The sequence below is a fragment of the Antarctobacter heliothermus genome (assembly GCF_002237555.1).
In the GTDB taxonomy this organism is placed as follows: Bacteria; Pseudomonadota; Alphaproteobacteria; order Rhodobacterales; family Rhodobacteraceae; genus Antarctobacter; species Antarctobacter heliothermus_B.
Genome location: NZ_CP022540.1, coordinates 1413108 through 1430357 on the forward strand (window position 1 = coordinate 1413108; position 17250 = coordinate 1430357).

17 protein-coding genes are annotated in these 17250 nt (G+C 58.8%); 8 read left to right on the plus strand and 9 right to left on the minus strand.

Going from position 1 to position 17250, the window contains the following annotated elements; translation table 11 throughout:
- Positions 1 to 53 precede the first annotated feature (53 nt).
- On the plus strand, positions 54 to 761 hold the full coding sequence (locus tag ANTHELSMS3_RS06655) for an IclR family transcriptional regulator (protein ID WP_254694868.1): 708 nt from the start codon (positions 54 to 56) through the stop codon (positions 759 to 761).
- Positions 758 to 1486 carry an SDR family oxidoreductase gene (locus tag ANTHELSMS3_RS06660; protein WP_094034188.1) on the plus strand — a complete coding sequence of 243 codons (729 nt, stop codon included), beginning with the start codon at positions 758 to 760 and terminating at the stop codon, positions 1484 to 1486. Before ANTHELSMS3_RS06655 ends, ANTHELSMS3_RS06660 begins: the two co-directional genes overlap by 4 nt.
- A 32-nt stretch (positions 1487 to 1518) precedes the next feature.
- Here ANTHELSMS3_RS06660 and ANTHELSMS3_RS06665 read toward each other — a convergent pair whose 3' ends face one another.
- Together ANTHELSMS3_RS06665 and ANTHELSMS3_RS06670 are read right to left on the minus strand one after the other, a co-directional pair.
- A complete protein-coding gene (locus tag ANTHELSMS3_RS06665) occupies positions 1519 to 1950 on the minus strand; it encodes a GlcG/HbpS family heme-binding protein (RefSeq protein WP_094034189.1) in 432 nt (143 codons plus the stop codon).
- Positions 1951 to 1971: 21 nt separating this feature from the next.
- Positions 1972 to 2811: a sugar phosphate isomerase/epimerase family protein gene (locus ANTHELSMS3_RS06670; RefSeq protein ID WP_094034190.1), complete on the minus strand. Its 840-nt coding sequence runs from the start codon at positions 2809 to 2811 to the stop codon at positions 1972 to 1974.
- A 405-nt stretch (positions 2812 to 3216) separates the two neighbouring features.
- On the opposite strand from ANTHELSMS3_RS06670, the gene ANTHELSMS3_RS06675 reads away from it, so the two are divergent.
- Positions 3217 to 3963, plus strand: a complete 747-nt coding sequence (locus ANTHELSMS3_RS06675; RefSeq protein ID WP_094034191.1) for an SDR family oxidoreductase — start codon at positions 3217 to 3219, stop codon at positions 3961 to 3963.
- Positions 3964 to 4001: 38 nt separating this feature from the next.
- Positions 4002 to 5006, plus strand: a complete 1005-nt coding sequence (locus ANTHELSMS3_RS06680) for a ketopantoate reductase family protein (protein ID WP_157733418.1) — start codon at positions 4002 to 4004, stop codon at positions 5004 to 5006.
- A 64-nt stretch (positions 5007 to 5070) separates the two neighbouring features.
- Here the strand turns inward: ANTHELSMS3_RS06680 and ANTHELSMS3_RS06685 are convergent, their stop codons facing one another.
- Positions 5071 to 6021 carry a 2-hydroxyacid dehydrogenase gene (locus ANTHELSMS3_RS06685; protein ID WP_157733419.1) on the minus strand — a complete coding sequence of 317 codons (951 nt, stop codon included), beginning with the start codon at positions 6019 to 6021 and terminating at the stop codon, positions 5071 to 5073.
- A gap of 104 nt (positions 6022 to 6125) precedes the next feature.
- Between ANTHELSMS3_RS06685 and araD the strand changes: the two genes are divergently transcribed.
- On the plus strand, positions 6126 to 7859 hold the full coding sequence (araD, locus tag ANTHELSMS3_RS06690; RefSeq protein WP_094034194.1) for an L-arabinonate dehydratase: 1734 nt from the start codon (positions 6126 to 6128) through the stop codon (positions 7857 to 7859).
- Between the two features lie 88 nt (positions 7860 to 7947).
- On the opposite strand, the gene ANTHELSMS3_RS06695 is transcribed toward araD, so the two are convergent.
- The 5 genes from ANTHELSMS3_RS06695 to ANTHELSMS3_RS06715 all read right to left on the minus strand — a co-directional run bounded on the left by ANTHELSMS3_RS06695 (position 7948) and on the right by ANTHELSMS3_RS06715 (position 13762).
- On the minus strand, positions 7948 to 9483 hold the full coding sequence (locus tag ANTHELSMS3_RS06695) for a tripartite tricarboxylate transporter permease (protein WP_157733420.1): 1536 nt from the start codon (positions 9481 to 9483) through the stop codon (positions 7948 to 7950).
- A gap of 7 nt (positions 9484 to 9490) precedes the next feature.
- Entirely contained in the window at positions 9491 to 10063 is a 573-nt protein-coding gene (locus ANTHELSMS3_RS06700) for a tripartite tricarboxylate transporter TctB family protein (RefSeq protein ID WP_094034196.1), read from the minus strand.
- A 125-nt stretch (positions 10064 to 10188) separates the two neighbouring features.
- A complete protein-coding gene (locus tag ANTHELSMS3_RS06705) occupies positions 10189 to 11205 on the minus strand; it encodes a Bug family tripartite tricarboxylate transporter substrate binding protein (RefSeq protein WP_157733421.1) in 1017 nt (338 codons plus the stop codon).
- Between the two features lie 517 nt (positions 11206 to 11722).
- The gene (locus ANTHELSMS3_RS06710; RefSeq protein ID WP_198319895.1) at positions 11723 to 12751 is read right to left on the minus strand and encodes a Kelch repeat-containing protein; all 1029 of its coding nucleotides are present in this window, start codon (positions 12749 to 12751) and stop codon (positions 11723 to 11725) included.
- 12 nt (positions 12752 to 12763) lie between these two features.
- Positions 12764 to 13762, minus strand: coding sequence for a hypothetical protein (locus ANTHELSMS3_RS06715; RefSeq protein ID WP_094034199.1), 999 nt, complete (start codon positions 13760 to 13762; stop codon positions 12764 to 12766).
- Positions 13763 to 13920: 158 nt separating this feature from the next.
- Between ANTHELSMS3_RS06715 and ANTHELSMS3_RS06720 the strand changes: the two genes are divergently transcribed.
- Positions 13921 to 14598, plus strand: a complete 678-nt coding sequence (locus ANTHELSMS3_RS06720) for a FadR/GntR family transcriptional regulator (protein WP_094034200.1) — start codon at positions 13921 to 13923, stop codon at positions 14596 to 14598.
- A 217-nt stretch (positions 14599 to 14815) separates the two neighbouring features.
- Positions 14816 to 15031: a DUF1127 domain-containing protein gene (locus ANTHELSMS3_RS25435; RefSeq protein WP_157733422.1), complete on the plus strand. Its 216-nt coding sequence runs from the start codon at positions 14816 to 14818 to the stop codon at positions 15029 to 15031.
- Positions 15032 to 15207: 176 nt separating this feature from the next.
- On the opposite strand, the gene hisN is transcribed toward ANTHELSMS3_RS25435, so the two are convergent.
- Entirely contained in the window at positions 15208 to 15996 is a 789-nt protein-coding gene (hisN, locus tag ANTHELSMS3_RS06725; RefSeq protein ID WP_094034201.1) for a histidinol-phosphatase, read from the minus strand.
- 210 nt (positions 15997 to 16206) lie between these two features.
- Here hisN and ANTHELSMS3_RS06730 point away from each other — a divergent pair, with 210 nt between their 5' ends.
- Positions 16207 to 17214, plus strand: a complete 1008-nt coding sequence (locus ANTHELSMS3_RS06730; protein ID WP_094034202.1) for an ABC transporter substrate-binding protein — start codon at positions 16207 to 16209, stop codon at positions 17212 to 17214.
- The last annotated feature ends 36 nt before the right edge of the window (positions 17215 to 17250 follow it).

The window sequence follows — 17250 nt, forward strand, 5'->3', positions numbered from 1 at the left end:
CAGTGGAACGGAGTTTGACGATCCTGTTTCATGTGGCCCACACGGGGCGTCCCATGACGCTCACGGAAATCAGCGCGGGAACGTCAGTCGACAAGGCGACCGCGCTTCGGTTGCTCGGAACGCTTCAGGATTTCAACCTTGTGTCGCGCGATCCGGTCAAACTTGTTTATGTCATTGGTCCTGCAGCGCTTCATCTGGCCGGGGCAATGCAGGGTAGCCTCCAGACGATGGCGCTGCCGCATTTGACCACTTTGCGCGACAAGACAGAAGAATCGGCCTCGCTTAACGTTCAGCGCGGTTTGGAACGTGTTGCTCTTTTGTCAGTTGAGGCGCGTCACGAACTGCGAGTTGTGCCAAGTCCTAACAGCGCTGCACCGATATACTCGGGCGCGTCGGGTCTGGCGTTCATGGCGTTCATGCCGCCCGCGAACAGCGCCCGAATAATTGAGATCACAGGTCTGGACCCTGTCAACCAGCGCGGGATCTCGGAGCCCGGACAATTTCTGGAAGAGATGAACACAGTTCGGCGCCAAGGTTACGCCGTCACCCGAGGCGATGTCACGCCCGGAGCGGCAGCAATTGCGGCGCCGGTTCTGGACAGCGCGGGATTGCCATTGGCGGTTGTCTCTTTGCGCGGCCCGGATGTGCGGATGAGCCCGGCCCGCATTGCCGAAATTGCGCCGATGGTTGTGGATGCAGCATCGCGCATCAGCGCCGATCTCCTTGGCGCGACCGACGCAGACCTAAGCGAGGGAAAATGACAGATACTGTATTGATCACAGGAGCCACGCGGGGCATCGGTTTGAGCACGGCGCACCATCTCTCTGATCAGGGTTTCCGGGTCGTCGGCATTGGTCGCAGCGCGCCTGACACCGAGTTTCCGGGCGAGCTTTTTCTTGCGGACCTAGCAGACATCGCTGCAACTCACTCCGTCATGGACGCCATACTGGCGCGGTTTGAGGTGGATTGCATCGTCAACAACGTCGGCCTCAATATCGTGGAGCCTCTTGGTGACGTACAACTGGACAGTCTGGCACGGGTTCTGGACTTGAACCTGCGTGTCTCGGTTCAGGTTGCTCAGGCAGCGCTGGAAGGGATGAAGTCTCGTAAGTACGGGCGGATCATCAACCTTTCAAGCCGGGGCGCGCTTGGTCGCGCCGGGCGCACGAGCTATGGTGCCGCCAAAGCTGGCATCATAGGTATGACGCGGACTTGGGCGCTTGAACTCGCTCCGTATCAAATTACGGCGAATGCGGTTTCTCCGGGACCGACGGAAACGGAAATGTTCAAGCGCAACAATCTTGAAGGACCGGGCGCGGAGGAGAGGCGTCAGGAGTTTCTGTCGGGTATTCCCCTGGGCCGGTTCGCGCAGCCAGATGAGGTCGCGTTCGCAATCGGTTTCCTGCTCGACCGAAGAGCGAGCTTTGTGACGGGCCAGTTGTTGCATGTGTGCGGAGGTTCGTCACTTGTCTCATCGGCGATTTGATCGCGGCGCACCGGTCGCCGCGATCGGGATGCTTATCCGGCGTCGGGTGTAAATCCAACTTTCTCGATGGCGGCAATGGCGCAAATCTCGTCATTGGGGCCAGTGTCCCCTGAAATGCCCACGGCACCGATGATGTGCCCGTCCGCGTTCTTGATCAGCACACCGCCGGGTGCCGGAATGCAACGACCCCCCGACGCATCCGAGGCCCCGACCATAAAGCCCGGCGCGTTCTTGGCCTTGCCCGCCAGATCGCGCGAGCCGAGCCCGAAACCGAGCGCGCCGTAGGCTTTCCCGAGCGCCAGTTCGAAACGGATGATGCCGCTTCCATCCTCGCGTTTTGCCGCGACAACGTGGCCACCCGCGTCAAGCACCACCGCAGTCAGAGGCTCGAATTCCTGTTCTCGCCCCTTTGCGAGCACATTGTCGACCACCTCGGCGGCATCCTTAAGTGTAATACTTGTCATGGTTTATTTTCCTCTTTCCGATCAGTTTTTCTGCATTTCCATTGAGGCTTTCTCGACCAACTCCCGCGTCACGCGCACGCCTTCGGCGCAGACCTCTTTGGGACAACGCTCCCACAAGGCCGGATTGGGGGCCTCATAACTCAGGTAGCTGTCGTAGCCGATTTCGCTCAATCGCCAGAGCAGGAAGGTCCAGTCAATAACACCCTCACCGGGCACAAGCCTGTCGACAGGGCGGCGAACGCCCGGCTCGGGAACGGGCGGGACATCGCTGTATTGAAACGCGAACAGCTCATCGGCCGTCACGTCCTTCAGTCCCGTTTCCATGCCTTGGCTTCTATGAAGGTGGTAGGCGTCCAGCAGCATCCCGCAATTCGTTCTGTCGGCGCGCTCGACGATCTCTCTGAGGACCGTAGTTTTGTTCACAAGGGGGTGCTGTGAATTGAACTCCAGCGCAAGCGATAGGTCGTGCTCCCCCACGATATCGCCCGCGACCTTCGTCGCTTCGACGGCGTCTTCGATGGTCCCGGTGACCTGACCCGGTGCGCTCATGATCATATCGCAACCGACGGCGCAGGCTATTTCACAAGTCTCCCGGAGCACTTCGAACAATCGACGTGTCTCGTCAGGTGGTGTGAACCACCACCCATATTCGGTCCCCAAGACGCTTACCGTGACGCCACTGTCGCGTATCATTCCGATAACATCGTCCTTGCTCATGCCTTTTTCATAGCACTGAACGATGTCACTTCTTCTGATTTCGATTGCATCGAAGCCGCCGTAGGCCGCCGCCTCAAGACAGGTCTCCAGCGGGGTCGTATGGATCGTCCATGTGTGAAGCGAAAGCTTGAACTCAGTGAGCATTTCTTCACCCTTCGTCTTGCGTGAACGGAACGGCACTGCCACCCCGGCATTCGTCTTGCGGCCAAAGCCGCACGTTTTTCATTGATGCGCGGCCATGAATCGACACGATTGTTTCATTTCCACCTGATGCCGGAAGGTGCTCGCGCGTTTCAGGCGCAGAGCGCCCCGCACTACTGGCGTGACGGACAAACAATGACGCCACAAACCGCGAATTCGGCTCCGGGTCAGTGTCGATATTAGGCCCAGACAGACGCAGTTGCAGTTTTCAAACCCAACCATTTGCCCGATTGGGTTGAAGGCGGGCCTTACAGGGGCTCCGGTCCGAAAGGTATCGTTCGGTGTTTCTGTTCAACAGGTTCAGCGGAGACGCATAGTCAAGAAACGTAGGAATTCGGAGGGATCACCATGGGGAATCGCGTAGCAGTTGTGACAGGTGCCGGAAGCGGTGTCGGTCGTTCCGCAGCTCTGGCCTTGCTAGGGGGTGGATATGCGGTGGCGCTGGCGGGGCGGCGTCGCGAAGCATTGGAAGAGACGGCGGAAATGGCCAAAGGTGCCGAGGCGCTGGTCGTACCGACAGATGTGACCGACCCCGAGGCTGTAGAAGCGCTTTTCGCGGCGGTGAAGGACAAGTTCGGTCGCCTCGACACGCTATTCAACAACGCGGGCGGTGGTGCCCCAAGCACCAATTTCGGCGATGTTGAATACGAGACTTGGCGCAAAGTTGTTGAGGTCAACCTGAACGGCATGTTTCTGTGCGCGAACGCGGCATACCGCATGATGCGCGATCAGGACCCGCAGGGGGGCCGGATCATCAATAACGGATCAATCTCCGCTCACGCTCCGCGTCCGGGCTCTGCGCCATACACAACAACCAAGCATGCCATTTCCGGCTTGACCAAGTGCATATCTCTGGACGGGCGGGTTCATAATATCGTTTGCGGACAAATTGACATCGGCAATGCGGCAACGCCGATGACCGCGCGTATGGCGGGCGGTGTTCCGCAACCAAACGGGACCGTCATGCCTGAGCCGACAATGGATGTCAGCAACGTTGGAAACATGGTTCTGATGATGGCCAACACTGAACTTTCGGCAAATATCCAATCTGTCATGGTGATGGCGTCAGACATGCCGTTTGTTGGCCGTGGATGATGCTGTTCTGACACATGGAAAACGTGCAGGATAAGCCGATGAAGATCTGCATTTTCGGGGCGGGTGCCGTAGGCGGACACATCGCGGTGCGCAGCAGCTTGGGCGGCGCGGATACATCCATCATCGCGCGCGGCGAGACGCTAAAGGCGATACGCGATCACGGCATCGTGGTTCAGGCACCCGAGCAGGAATTGCGCGCAACATTCAGTGCCAGCGACGATCCCGCCGCGCTGGGCGTGCAGGATGCCGTAATCGTCACCGTGAAAGCGCCTGCTTTGGGGGATGTCGCCAAGACAATCGGCCCACTACTTGGGCCGGAGACGGTGGTTCTTTTTGCGATGAACGGCATCCCGTGGTGGTATTTCTATAAGGCGGGCGGGCCCTTCGACGGCAGGAAACTGACGACGATAGACCCTGAGGGCCAGCTTTGGGACCGTATCGGACCCGATCGCGCGCTTGGGGGTGTCGTGTTCTCTGCGTGCTCTGTCGTGGAGCCGGGCGTTGTGCGGCTTGCAGGGGCCAAGAACAGGCTGACAATCGGAGAACCCGGCGGTGCCGACACAGCGCGCGCGCGTCGGATCGCCGAGGTCTTGACCCGGGGCGGCCTGCAGACAGATGTGACTGAGACGATCCGCAATACCGTTTGGTCCAAGTTGCTGAACAATGTGGCGTCCGGGATTGTGGCAACCCTGACCCAAAGCACGGTCGATGTTATTGCGGCGGAACCACCTTGCGAAAGGGCAATGCGCGACATGCTGGCCGAGACGATTGCGGTCGCCAAGGCGCATGGCTGCGATCCGGGTACAGAGATCGACAGTGTGATCGGTTTCATGAAGGCATTGTCGCACAAGCCAAGCATCCTGCAGGATCTAGAGGCCGGTCGCCTGATGGAGATCGAATCCACCTACGGCATCATCCTGCGGCTTGCCGAAATGGTTCAGGTCGACACGCCGATGCTGGATCTGATGGTGACACTTGCCCGGCTCCGGGCCGAAACTGCGGGGCTTCTGGGCGATGTCCCGAACAGGATTGCCCAGTCGTGACGCAAGGCGTTTCCATGGAGTTCCCTCTGCGCCCGCAACTGGTCGCGGGCGCGCCTATGGTCTGTCAGGGAAGAACGCGCGCAGCTTGGGCAATGGGCCGACCGGCAAAGTGGTCTTGCAGATTTTGAATGAAGAAGTGCTTTCTTTTTTCCCGGACATCCTGAATCTGTGTCCCGATATGCGCCACCAGAACTGCGCGGTCCGAATTGCGCAGCCGCTCCGGGACGTGCGGTTCATTGGCGTAGACGTCAAGGGCCGCAGCGCGGATCGTCCCCTTCTCCAGTGCCTCGATAAGGGCATCTTCATCGACGACGGGGCCGCGCGCGATATTGACAAGTGTGCCGTCCGGGCCAAGCGCGCCAAGAACTTCGGCATCAATCAGTCCACGGGTTTCGGGCGTGTCGGGACAGCAAAGAACCATAAAGTCGCTTTGCTGCGCCAAGGTCTTGAGATCGGGTTCAAACCTGTAGGGAACGTCGACCTTTTTCCGGGGGCCGAAATATGCAATCGACATGCCAAAGGCGGCGGCGCGTTCGGCGACGAAACGTCCGATGACACCAAGTGCGACTATCCCGCATCGTCGGCCCGCCAGCCCAACCCCCATGCGCGGATACCCGTCAGTTTCCCAAGCCCCGGACCGGACCACGCGTTCGCTATCGGGAATCCAGCGCGCGGCTGCCAGCATCAGGCCAAGCCCCAGCTCGGCAACGGCCACCTTGGAGTCGTCAGGCGTTCGTGTGACGACAATGTTCCTTTCGCGCGCGGCATCCAGATCGAGTTCGCTGATGCCCGCGCCCCATACGGACACCATCTCGACCTTCGGCAACTTGTCCAACATCGCCCGGTCGAAGCCGCGAAAACCGGGAACCACAAGACCGCGCACCCGTGGACCGACCTCAGCGATCAGCGCATCAGGGTCTTCAGTCTCCGTCACAACATGCGCTGTGAAAGTTTTGCGAAGTTCCTCCACGTTGTCGGGCGGGATTTTTCCACCCACAAGAATCTCGATGCTCATGACAGCCTCCATTGCCTGCTTCGTTTCATCTGTCTGCTTGATGTTCGCGCGCCGCGATTTGGCCAATGCGCCAACCATGTGATCCACAAAGAAGGAGTCCACCCATGACCCGCCGTTCGCCTGAAAGCCTTCGCAGTGCCCGCTGGTTCGATCGGCCAGATCTCAAATCCCATGTCCATCGGGCGCGCGCCATGCAGATGGGGTATTCCGCCGAGGATTGGCGAAAAAAGCCATGTATAGCGGTCATCAACACCTGGTCGGACGTCAACCCATGCCATGCGCACTTTCGCGACAGGGCAGAGTCGGTGAAACGCGGCATTTTGCAGGCGGGTGGCTTTCCGCTTGAGATGCCGGCGATCTCGCTCGCCGAAACCTTTGTGAAGCCAACCACGATGCTCTATCGCAATCTTCTGGCGATCGAGGGGGAAGAGCTTTTGCGATCCCATCCTGTGGACGGGGCGGTTCTGTTGGCGGGCTGTGACAAAACAACCCCGGCGCTCATCATGGGCGCGATCAGCGCGAACCTTCCCACCATACTTGTGCCCGGCGGTCCGCAGATGAACGGAATGTGGCGCGGTGAACGTCTCGGGAGCGGTTCGGATGCGTGGAAATACTGGGATGAATTGCGGGGCGGGACCATAGATGAGGAACAATGGAACGATGTGCTTGCGCATACCAACAGATCGTTCGGGCATTGCATGACCATGGGAACCGCAAGCACGATGAACTCGTTGGCGGATGTGATGGGCCTGACCTTTACGGGTGCAAGCTCTATTCCGGCTCCGGATTCCAACCACACCCGCATGGCGACTGCGGCTGGCCGCCGCATCGTGGACATGGTCTGGGAGGATCTGACCCCGGACCAGATCGTGACGCGGGCCTCGATTGAGAATGTGCTGGTCACAGCAATGGCGCTGGGCTGTTCGACCAACGCGGTCATTCATGTTCTGGCGATTGCCGCCCGCGCGGGGGTCGACATAAGCCTTGATGACTTTGACCGGGTGTCGAGAGACACGCCCATCCTCGCCAACGTGCGCCCCACAGGTGAGAAATACCTGATGCAGGACTTCCACGAAGCAGGAGGCCTGTGCGCTTTGCTGGAACGTCTCAGGCCGCAGCTCAATGTCGATTGCTTGACAGTCAGCGGCAAGACTCTCGGTGATGAAATCGCGGGGGCCGAAGTCTACATGGACGACGTGATACGCCCGGTCGACAACCCCATTTTTAAAGATGGGGCGATTGCGGTTCTGCGTGGCAATCTGGCTCCGGATGGATGCGTTATGAAACCTCGCGCCTGTGACCCCCGGTTCCACAATCACCGCGGCCCGGCATTGGTTTTCGACTCTATGGCAGAGATGAAAGAGTTGATTGATCAGGACGACCTCGATGTGACTGCGGATCACGTCCTGATCCTGCGAAACGCGGGTCCGCTGGGCGGGCCGGGCATGCCGGAATGGGGCATGTTGCCGATCCCGAAAAAGCTGCTCGAACAGGGGGTGAGGGATATGGTTCGGATTTCTGACGCGCGGATGAGCGGTACCAGCTATGGTGCCTGCATCCTCCATGTCGCCCCCGAAGCCCATATTGGCGGCCCTCTTGCGTTTGTCGAGAACGGCGACATGGTCGCGGTCAATCTGCAAGAGCGGACCATCCATCTTGAGGTTGATGACGCGACTCTCCAGGCACGGCGCGCGCGCTGGACTGCACCGGAGCCACGTTTCGGACGTGGCTACGGTTGGATGTTTGCTCAACATGTCGGCCAGGCGGACAAGGGATGCGACTTTGACTATCTTCAAACCGCGTTCGGACCAGCAGTCGGAGAGCCGGAGATCTTCTGAGACGATCACGCCAGGAAATCTCGGTGCTGCGCGATACGCGATCGCGCATCCATCATGTCCACGTTTGTGTTCCAAGGGCCTTTTGGGATTACTCTTTCTGTTCGTTCCTGCTTTGCAGCTTTGACCGATGCTCGCGGATGCTGCTGATGGCGCTGTACAGGAACGTCGCCAGAGCGAGGAAGAGGATGACCAGCGTGATGGGCCGGGTCATGACGACACTCAGATCGCCCGCATGAATGGTCATCGCGCGCGAGAGGTTGGTCTCGATGATTGGCCCCATGACGAAGGCAAGCACTACCGGAACAACGGGGATGTCGACCTTCACCATCCAATAGGCGAGCATGCTCAGGAAAATTACCATCATCACATGCGCAGAGTAGTTCGCGTATGCGTAGGTTCCGAGCAGGATCAGAATGAATACCAGCGGGCCCAGAATGCGCCGGGCGATATTCGAGATGTAGGCGAACCCACGCGTGTAGATCAATCCCAGCAGCAACAGCCAGAAGTTGATAAAGATCAAGCCCACGAAAATCGTCGTGATCAGCAACGGTTCCTGTCCAAAGAGCAATGGACCGGGCACGATGCCCTTGCTGATCAGGACACTCAGCAGGATCGCGGCAGACCCCGATCCGGGGATACCCAGCGTCAAGGACGGGACAAGCGTTCCGGCGACAACCGCGTTGTTTGCCGTTTCAGGCGCCGCGATGCCTTCGGGAATACCGGTTCCGAACTCCTCTGCAGGCCGTTTGGACCAGCGTCTTTCCTCACTGTATGCGATCAACGATCCGATGGATGCTCCTGCGCCCGGTATTGCGCCAATCGCAGTGCCGATGAGGCTCGAACGGATCCATGTCGGCACTAGACGCCGAACGTAGCGCAGCGGGAAACGGTCATCGCTCGTTTTTTCGATAGCTAGAACCTTTTTCGGCTTCTCAACCGTCTTGCGGTGATTGATGAGCAGCCGCAGCGATTCCGGCCCCGCCAAGAAGGCAATAATGACGACGACAAGCGGTATGCCGTCCGTCAAAAATGCCTGATCGAAGGTGAAGCGCATACCGCCGAAATCCGACGCGCCAACCGTCGCGAGGAAAAGCCCCAGTCCGGTCGCAAGAAAGCCCCGCGCCGGATCGCGTCCAAAGAAGCTGCCGATCACCGAAAGCCCGAAAATGCCCAGGGCGAACATCTCGCCCGGTCCAAATTCCAGTGCGACGCTCGCGATCCAGCCGCCCACAAAGATAAAGATAACCGTGCTTGTCACCCCGCCGATCACGCCCGAAAACAGCGACACTTTAAGCGCCCGGTTCGGATAGCCCTGCTGCGCCATCGTGTAGCCGTCAAGCACCGTCACGGATTGCGCGGGCGTCCCGGGCGTTCGTATCAGAATGGCTGGGATCGACCCGCCATATTCCGCGGCGGAATAAACGGCCAGAAAGAAAATGATCGCCACGTCTGCAGGCATCGCGAAGGTCAGAGGGAAGAGCAGCGCCAGAGATTGCGAGCTGCCAAAACCGGGTAGAGCCCCAAGGATGACGCCGAATGTGACGCCGGAAATGATGGCGAAAACGACCGCCCAGCTTCCCATCTGGAGAATTGCAGGCACAACGTAAGTGAATAGGTTTTCCATGTGTGTCTCAATACTGGCCCAGATAGCGCGGCAGGAAAGCAAGCGGCAAAGAAACCCCAAGCCCGATGACGAAAGCGAAATAGATGAAGATGGTTGTGGTAACCGCGCCGACCGCCGCATAGGCCGCCGCCTTCGGCCACGGCATCAAGATGCGTGGAAAGAAAAGGCAGAACATGAAAATCGTTGTCATGATCTCCAATCCGACCCGTCGCATGAGAACGACATATGCCGTTGAAAGCACGACTATTGTCGCCGCTTCCAACAGGTCGAACCGGATTGGACCGGACTTGTCGTCGTCCTCATCGTCGTCTTCGTCGGCTTGAACAGCCGTCGTGACCTGATCGACCTCCTCAAGGGGCGTCCGGATGAGTTCACGAAGCAGGATAATTGCTGCAAAAATCAGGATAACCGACAGCGTGATCCGGGGGAAAAAGCCGTCTCCGGGGTATCCCGGCAGGATGGATCTCGGCAACTGCGTTGCGATGTAGAAGCAGTAAGCCGCACTGACAAATGCAATCGCTGTAGTCACTTGAAGGCTGCGGCGACGATGAAGCGTGAGTGTGCGGAGCTTGTTCAACATGAAGCGTGGTCCAATGGGAAAGCGGTGCTTCGGAAAGGCGGGTCTGGCCAAATGGCGCCTGCCGATGGAGTACTTGATTATGCGACCGCCCGGAACACTGGTGTGTATTCCGGGCGGCCGATTGTTCAGCCTTGGATGAACTCGATCTCGAGCAGGAATTCCCGCGTCGTCGCGACGGCATCAAGAAAATCGGACATCAGCTTGTCCCGATCGCCGCCAACGAAGTTCGGCACCACATGCGGGTTCCGATCCATGTAAACTTCCTTGTAGTGATCGGACTCCGAGACCTTGCGCAGGGCATCGGTGAGGATGTCCATCCGATCATCCGGAGTTCCGGCCTTGACCAGAAAGCCCTGCCACTGATGCGGCACGTCGTAGGACATGCCGACGTCGCGGATCGACGGAACGCTGGCCCACAGCGGATGATCCAGCTGCTCCTCGTTGAGGATGAGCACCGGGCAGATTGTGCCTGCCTCTATGTGGCTGTTCCAGAGGCCGGGCTGGGCCGCGCCAACGCGCAGGTGACCGCCGACAACGTCTTTGACGACCCCGCCAGTACCGGAGTAGGGCACAAAGTTCAGCTTGGCTCCTTTAGGGTCGCGCGTGATCATCGTGGTCTGCAAGTGGTGAGTCGACCCGATCTTGTTAAAGCCCATGCCAAGCTGGCCGGGATTGTTCTCTGCGTAGGCGACAATATCGTCCCAGGTCTTCAGATCGGGGTCATCGCACCGAACGCCGATGCCGTAGATGGTTTCCTCGAACTTCGCGAGGATTTCAAAGGCTGCCGGCTCCAGTTCAAAGTGGGGAAGATTGAAGTAGCTGGTGAAGCTGCGGCTGAAGTGCATGATCGTGTACCCGTCGGCCGGTTGTTGCGACACATACAGCGTCGGCTCCCAGTTCGACGCACCGTTCTTGTAGGTCACGTTGACCGGAACGCCGAGGTAACCCTCCTTGGCAAGCTCACCTGCCACCATTTCGCACCAAGCCGCGGTGCCCGAGCCCGGCGACGTCGTGCACACCAGGTCGATGGGCTTGGACGGGTAGTCCTGCGCCTGCGCGGCCGAGCCGAACGCGAAAGCGGCCGGCAGGGCGATCGCCATTGCCGACACAAGATTTCTGGTCGTCGTCTTGATGGATGTCATGGGTTGGTCCTCCTCGGTGTCGAAAAACGGAATAGTGATGCGGGACTCGTCTTGCGCTGCCTTCTGGCGGACAACGTCGTTGCTGCACCCTGGTGGTGCCGGACCCCGGAGCCGGGTTGGCTTGCGCAGACCCGTATTCCATGGCTTGAATCGTAGGCGCAGAACCGCTGGGTTAGATAGCTTGATTGCTGACCAATTCTCGTATTGGTCAGCTTGTGACGGTCGTTTGACAGCCGGAATCCGATGGATCGCCCGCGCGCCTTGGTCGCAGCGATGCCCACCGAAACGTATCATGCGCACGGATCAAAAAAATGTAAGCCATGAGGAAAATCATGCCATGCGAAAGGGGTGAATTAGCGTGACGCATGTGCAGAGAGTTGGGGGGGCGCACGTCCAACTGCGCGCAATCGGGCAAAATTTGCCCGATTGCGCGACAGGTCGGTGCGAACCGATGTTTCAGAGGGCCGGTAGGGGGCAAACGCCCGTGCCTCAATCGAAGCACGGGCGTCCGACAGGATCAGCCGAACGTAAACGAGTCGTGGTATGCGCCCTGAACACTACCACCCGTGATTGGCGCACCACCGGGTACATAGACAGTGTCGCCGATGACAGCCGCGGTCGAGCCGTGCAGGCCATGCCGCGGAATCGGCATGGGCGCCACGAGCTCCCAGCTGTCGGTCTTGGGATCATAAGCTTCGTTCGCCTCGAAAACGAGACCGCGCGCCTCACCACCAAAAGCCAGAATCTTGCCGCCGACATATGCAACCGAAAGCCCGCTTCGCGCGGTGGGCATTTCCTTGCGGAAGGTCCAGGCGGCGGTTTCAGGATCAAAGACCGAATGCAGGCCTGTATTGAAATCGTAGGAGTCCTTCCGGCCGCCAATCGCGTGGATCTTGCCGTCGACGACAACCGCACCGAAATGGCAACGTTGTCCTGCGAAAGGCTGGGTCGGCGTCGATCCCCGCATATCGTTCAGGATCTCGTATTTTTTCGTTTCGGGATCGTAGACCTCGTGCCAGTCAAGTGACCTGACATTGCGCCCGCCCAGCAGGTGTATTTGACCGTTCAGGGGCACGGCCATTGTCGCTCCGCGTGGGCGCAGAAGGTTTGGGATGCGCTCCCACTCGTCAGCGTCGGCATCGTAGACAAAGCAATTGCTGTGCGGGCACCGGTTCTGTTCGATGAACCCGCCAAAGCTGTAGATGCGGTTTCCGATAACGGCGTTGCACAAGTGGTTGCAGGCATACGGGATCGGGGCCTTTAACTCCCACTCGCCCGTGGCCGGATCGAACACCTGATGAAAATCGCTGTTCACCTGACCGCGGGCGTAGCCGCCGATCACATGGACCTTGCCGTTGCACGCAACGACACCCATTTCGGCTGTCGCGACGGGCATTCGCGTCTCTTCTTTCCAGCTGCCCATATTGGCCGCGTTCGGGATCGGATCAGGAACAGGTTGAGAGACCCCCTGCGGGATGCTCGTGATCGTCGGGTCGAATAGACCGGAGAAGAGAGGATCTTCGTGGCTGTCGCGTGTATCGGGCATCGATGACCTCATTCAGTTGCTGGTGTCTTTCAGTGGAAGCGTGCTTGGATGGAAAACATCCTCGGCATTCAGCAAGCGACCCGTCAAGCCGTCGGAATGCGCATACCGCAGCATCATCTCGATTTCCGCCTTGCTCTCGGAGAAACCATACTTCCAGAAATTGCCGCCCATCATGCTCCGCGCGTCAGCGGCTCGCTCCGCGACCCAAGGCAATGTCAGGCGAAGAATATTGACCTGTTTGAGCTCGTCATACGCGATTTGCTTTGCGCGCACGAAGGCATTGAAGACTTCTGCGGCCAGCCATGGGTGTTGTTCGATCAGGCTCCGGCGAATAACGACACAATGCATGATCGGGAATGCGCCTGTGCGCTGGTAGTAAGCCATTTCCGCCGACACATAGTCCGGGAAGAGGCGCGCGACATTCGGTTTGCCTTGGGCATAGCTGGATGGAGGCTTTGTCGCGATGATTGCGTCCAGTCCCCCCTCCGCCAACATCCCGTTAAGGGTCTGATCCGCCGGAATCGGACTAAGATTGATGTCCTCGGGAAGGTCGAGCTTGAGACGTTCACCGCCGCCGGGGGCCTCTAGACCGCCGTTCTTCCATTCGACGTCCTTTGCGGGGACACCATGCTCGTCACCCAGAATGCCCCGAACCCACAGGCCGATCGTTTGCTGGAATTGTTGCACGCCAATCGTCTTGCCGCTCAAATCCTCGGGGCGCTCGATTCCGCTATTGGTGTTGATGTATATTGATGAATGCCGAAACGCGCGGGACAGGAACACGGGGATTGCTACATAATCCTGCGCCCCGCGATCAACCTGCACAAGATGTGAAGACATCGACATCTCGGCAATATCGAACGCCTGATCATCCAGTACTTGCCGGAAAATTGTCTGCGTCACACCCGGGAGCGGGATAACCTCGCAGCCAGCGATCTCGACGCGGCCATCGAGAATTGGCGCAGCGCGATCGGTTTGCGTACAAGCAAGCGACAGCTTTAGCTTGGCCATTGGGAACTCCTGGTGTGCTGTGGCCGAAATACGAATTCATCGCTGATTGAATGGCTCACAGCGGCCACGCGGCAAGCCTCAGCACCTCGTCTCAGACTGAGGCGCGACCGCTTGAAATAAAAGGTGCAATGCCCAACCAATTGTGCGATTGGTGGCCCATGGCCCGTGATCAGCAGTCCGATGCGCTGCAAAAATTGCGCACATATCTCAAAACGAAAGACTTCGCACTAAACGACCGTTTGCCGCCGGAACGTATGCTTGCCGAAGAGCTTGGTTTGACACGTTCAACCCTGCGAAACGCGATGGACGTGATCGAAAGCGAAGGACTGATTTGGCGTCAGGTCGGACGCGGCACCTTTATCGGGGCAAGGTCGGTAATCAATCTGGCAGAGGTCCGCTATCTCAGCAGTATAACGCGGCCTTCGGAAATCAGCGACGCCAGACTGATCATCGAGCCCGAGCTGGCGCGCCTCGCCGCGTTGAACTCGAAACAGAGCGATCTTCGCGAATTGCGGCATTGCAACAGCCGCTGTCGGTCGGCGACAGATTGGCGGCTTTTTGAGTCGTGGGATAACCGGTTTCACTACGCCGTCGCCGTGGCGACGCGGAACAAACTGCTGATCACGGTTTTTGAGACGTTGAATGCCGTCCGCCGCTCTTCGACCTGGCAGACCGTTCGCAAAACGACTGGTCCCACCAAGGGATACCCTTCGCTCGACGAGCACGCGGCGATCTACGATGCAATCAAAAGCCAGAACCCAGATGCCGCTGCAGACGCCATGCGTGCACACCTCGGATCAGTTCGCACCCGCCTTATTGGAGCGGTGGAGGAATAAGGCGGCAGGATTTTCCACGATGCACCCGCCCGGCAACAACTCAAAAATGACCACGGCACAGGTTGACGACGCCTCGGCAAGGCGGACAGGCGTGCGCGCAAGTTATGCGTTTGCTGCAATGCGGCATTTCCGGATCGTCGGTGGTCATGTCCACACATGTGGCCCATTTCTAGCACAGCGGCGCAATAGCCAATCGAAATAGATAAGGTTGATCCAGATGACGACTGTCACAGAATCCCACATTCCTCAGACAAGCCTAATCGGTGGCTTGTTTCGCTTCCTGACCGAGACAGTCGGAGCCTTTTCGCGCGCACGTTCGGCGGCTGCTGAGTTCGAATTCCTCACTTCCCTGTCCGACGAAGAACTTACGGACCGAGGACTTGACCGCGATATGATCGTGGATCGCGTCAACCAGCGGTTTCTCGGCCGCTGACGGCGGCAAAGCCAATCTATTAAGGCACGTTCAATCCATCCAGACGGCAGGACATTTCAGCCCAATGCTGAGTGTTGCCGTCTCGGGCTGAACCAAATCAAGCACCCCGCTTGCGGCAGCGGTGAACCTACCTTCCCTCTCTTAGCGACGTCGAAACCTTTGCCTGCGTCCTGATCCTAGGACATTGCCACCAACGCCTCTGCATGAAGGGCGCGGTTGGCAGCGGCAATGACGCGCCCATCGGAATGCAGCCCCAGCGCCTTTCCGTCCCAGTCGGTGATGACGCCGCCAGCGCCCTCGATCACCGGAACCAGCGCCATGTAGTCGTACGGGTGCAGGTCCATTTCGAACACCAGATCGACATGACCCGACGCCAACAGCCCGTAGGCGTAGCAATCCCCCCCAAATCGTCGCATCCCGACCTGCGCTGACAGCGTCTCGAATTTCTTGCGCCCTTCTGCGTCAAAAATGTCCGGCGTGGTACAATAGAGCGTGGCCTCAGCCAACTGGCTGCGATTGCTGGTTCGGCACGGCTGCCCGTTCAGCGTAGATTGCTGGCCGCGCACCCCAACCCAGCGTTCGGCCATCGGCGGAATCGAGATGATGCCGATATCCGGTGCGCCATTGGCGAGACAGGCGATCAATGTTCCAAAGGTCGGCATCCCGGACACAAAGCTCTTAGTGCCGTCAATGGGATCAAGAACCCAAACATGCGCCGCGTCCAGACGGGCGTTTTCATGCTCTTCGCCAAAGACGCCATGCGCCGGAAATCGCTGCGTGATCCGTTCGCGCATGGCGGTCTCAATGGCGCGGTCGGCCTGCGTCACCGGGGACAGGTCATCCTTTGTTTCAACATCCAATGGCTTGCGGAAATAGGTCATCGCCATCGCGTCAGTCACATCGGCAAGCTCATCCGCGAACTGCGCCAGCATTTCAATCTCATGTGATCCCACAGGGCTCTGCATGATTTTTCCTCATTTGTAGGGGCTGGCACAACAAGACAGTGCGCTGTCAAAAATAAACATTAGACAAAGCGCACAAAAGTGCAAGACTGCACAAATAACCCCAAACCCGCACACTGTGGGCGCGGCAATCAGAATGGGCCACGGCGAGGGCCTGCACCGATCTGGGCGGGCGCCGGGTCGGCAATGCGTGGAGCAACAAGGAGAGATGACATGAAGACCTGGACCAAACTCACGGCGGCGACGGTGGCGACACTCGGCCTGGCGGCACCGGCCTATGCGGATGAACTGACCGTCTATACCGCGCTCGAAGAAGAAGAGATCGCGGCCTATGTCGACGCGGCGCAAAAGGCGATGCCCGACACGGAAATCAACGTGCTGCGCCTGTCGACCGGCAAGCTGGGCGCGCGCCTGTTGGCCGAAGCGGGCAACCCGCAGGCCGATGTGATCTGGGGTTGGGCTGTCAGCGCGATGATGGACCCCCAGATCCTTGAGATGCTCGAACCTTATGCGGCTGAGGGTGTCGATGTCCTGCCTGCCACCTTCCGCGACGAAGGCGGAAAATGGTTTGCGCCGATTGGCTACATGGGCGCCTTTTGCGTGAATACCGCGCGGCTGGAAGAAAAAGGTCTTCCGATGCCGACAAGCTGGAAAGACCTGGAGAATCCGGCATTCGAAGGCGAAGTATTGATGCCCGACCCGAACTCCTCGGGCACCGGATATCTGCACGTCAACGCCGTTTTGCAGACCCTCGGCGCAGAGGCCGGTTGGGCGCAACTCGAAGCGGTCGATCCGAACATGGCGGAATACACGTCATCGGGGTCAAAGCCCTGTAAATCGGCGCGTGTCGGCGAATACACCGTCGGGATCTCATTGGCCTTTACCGCAATGCAGTCCGTGGCTGAGGGCTATCCTCTGGCGATGGTCTTTCCCGAAGGTGGTGTCGGGTATGAGCTGGAGGCCTCTGGCCTGATGAGCAGCTCGGACAACAAGGACGCGGCGAAAGCCTTTCTTGATTGGACGATGTCGGATGAGGCCATTGGTTTGTACCAGCAGTACAAGGCGCTGATCACTGTGCCGGGTGTCGATGCGTCCAAAGCTGCCGAAGACGCAGGCTTGCCGGCGGACATCTCCACAATCCTTGCGGATATCGATTTTGTCGAAGCGGCTGAGAACCAGACTGCCGTCAAAGCAACCTGGAAAGACAAGCTGGGCCGCTGATCGAAACCTCGGCGGCACAGGCTGCCTTCCCTTGCG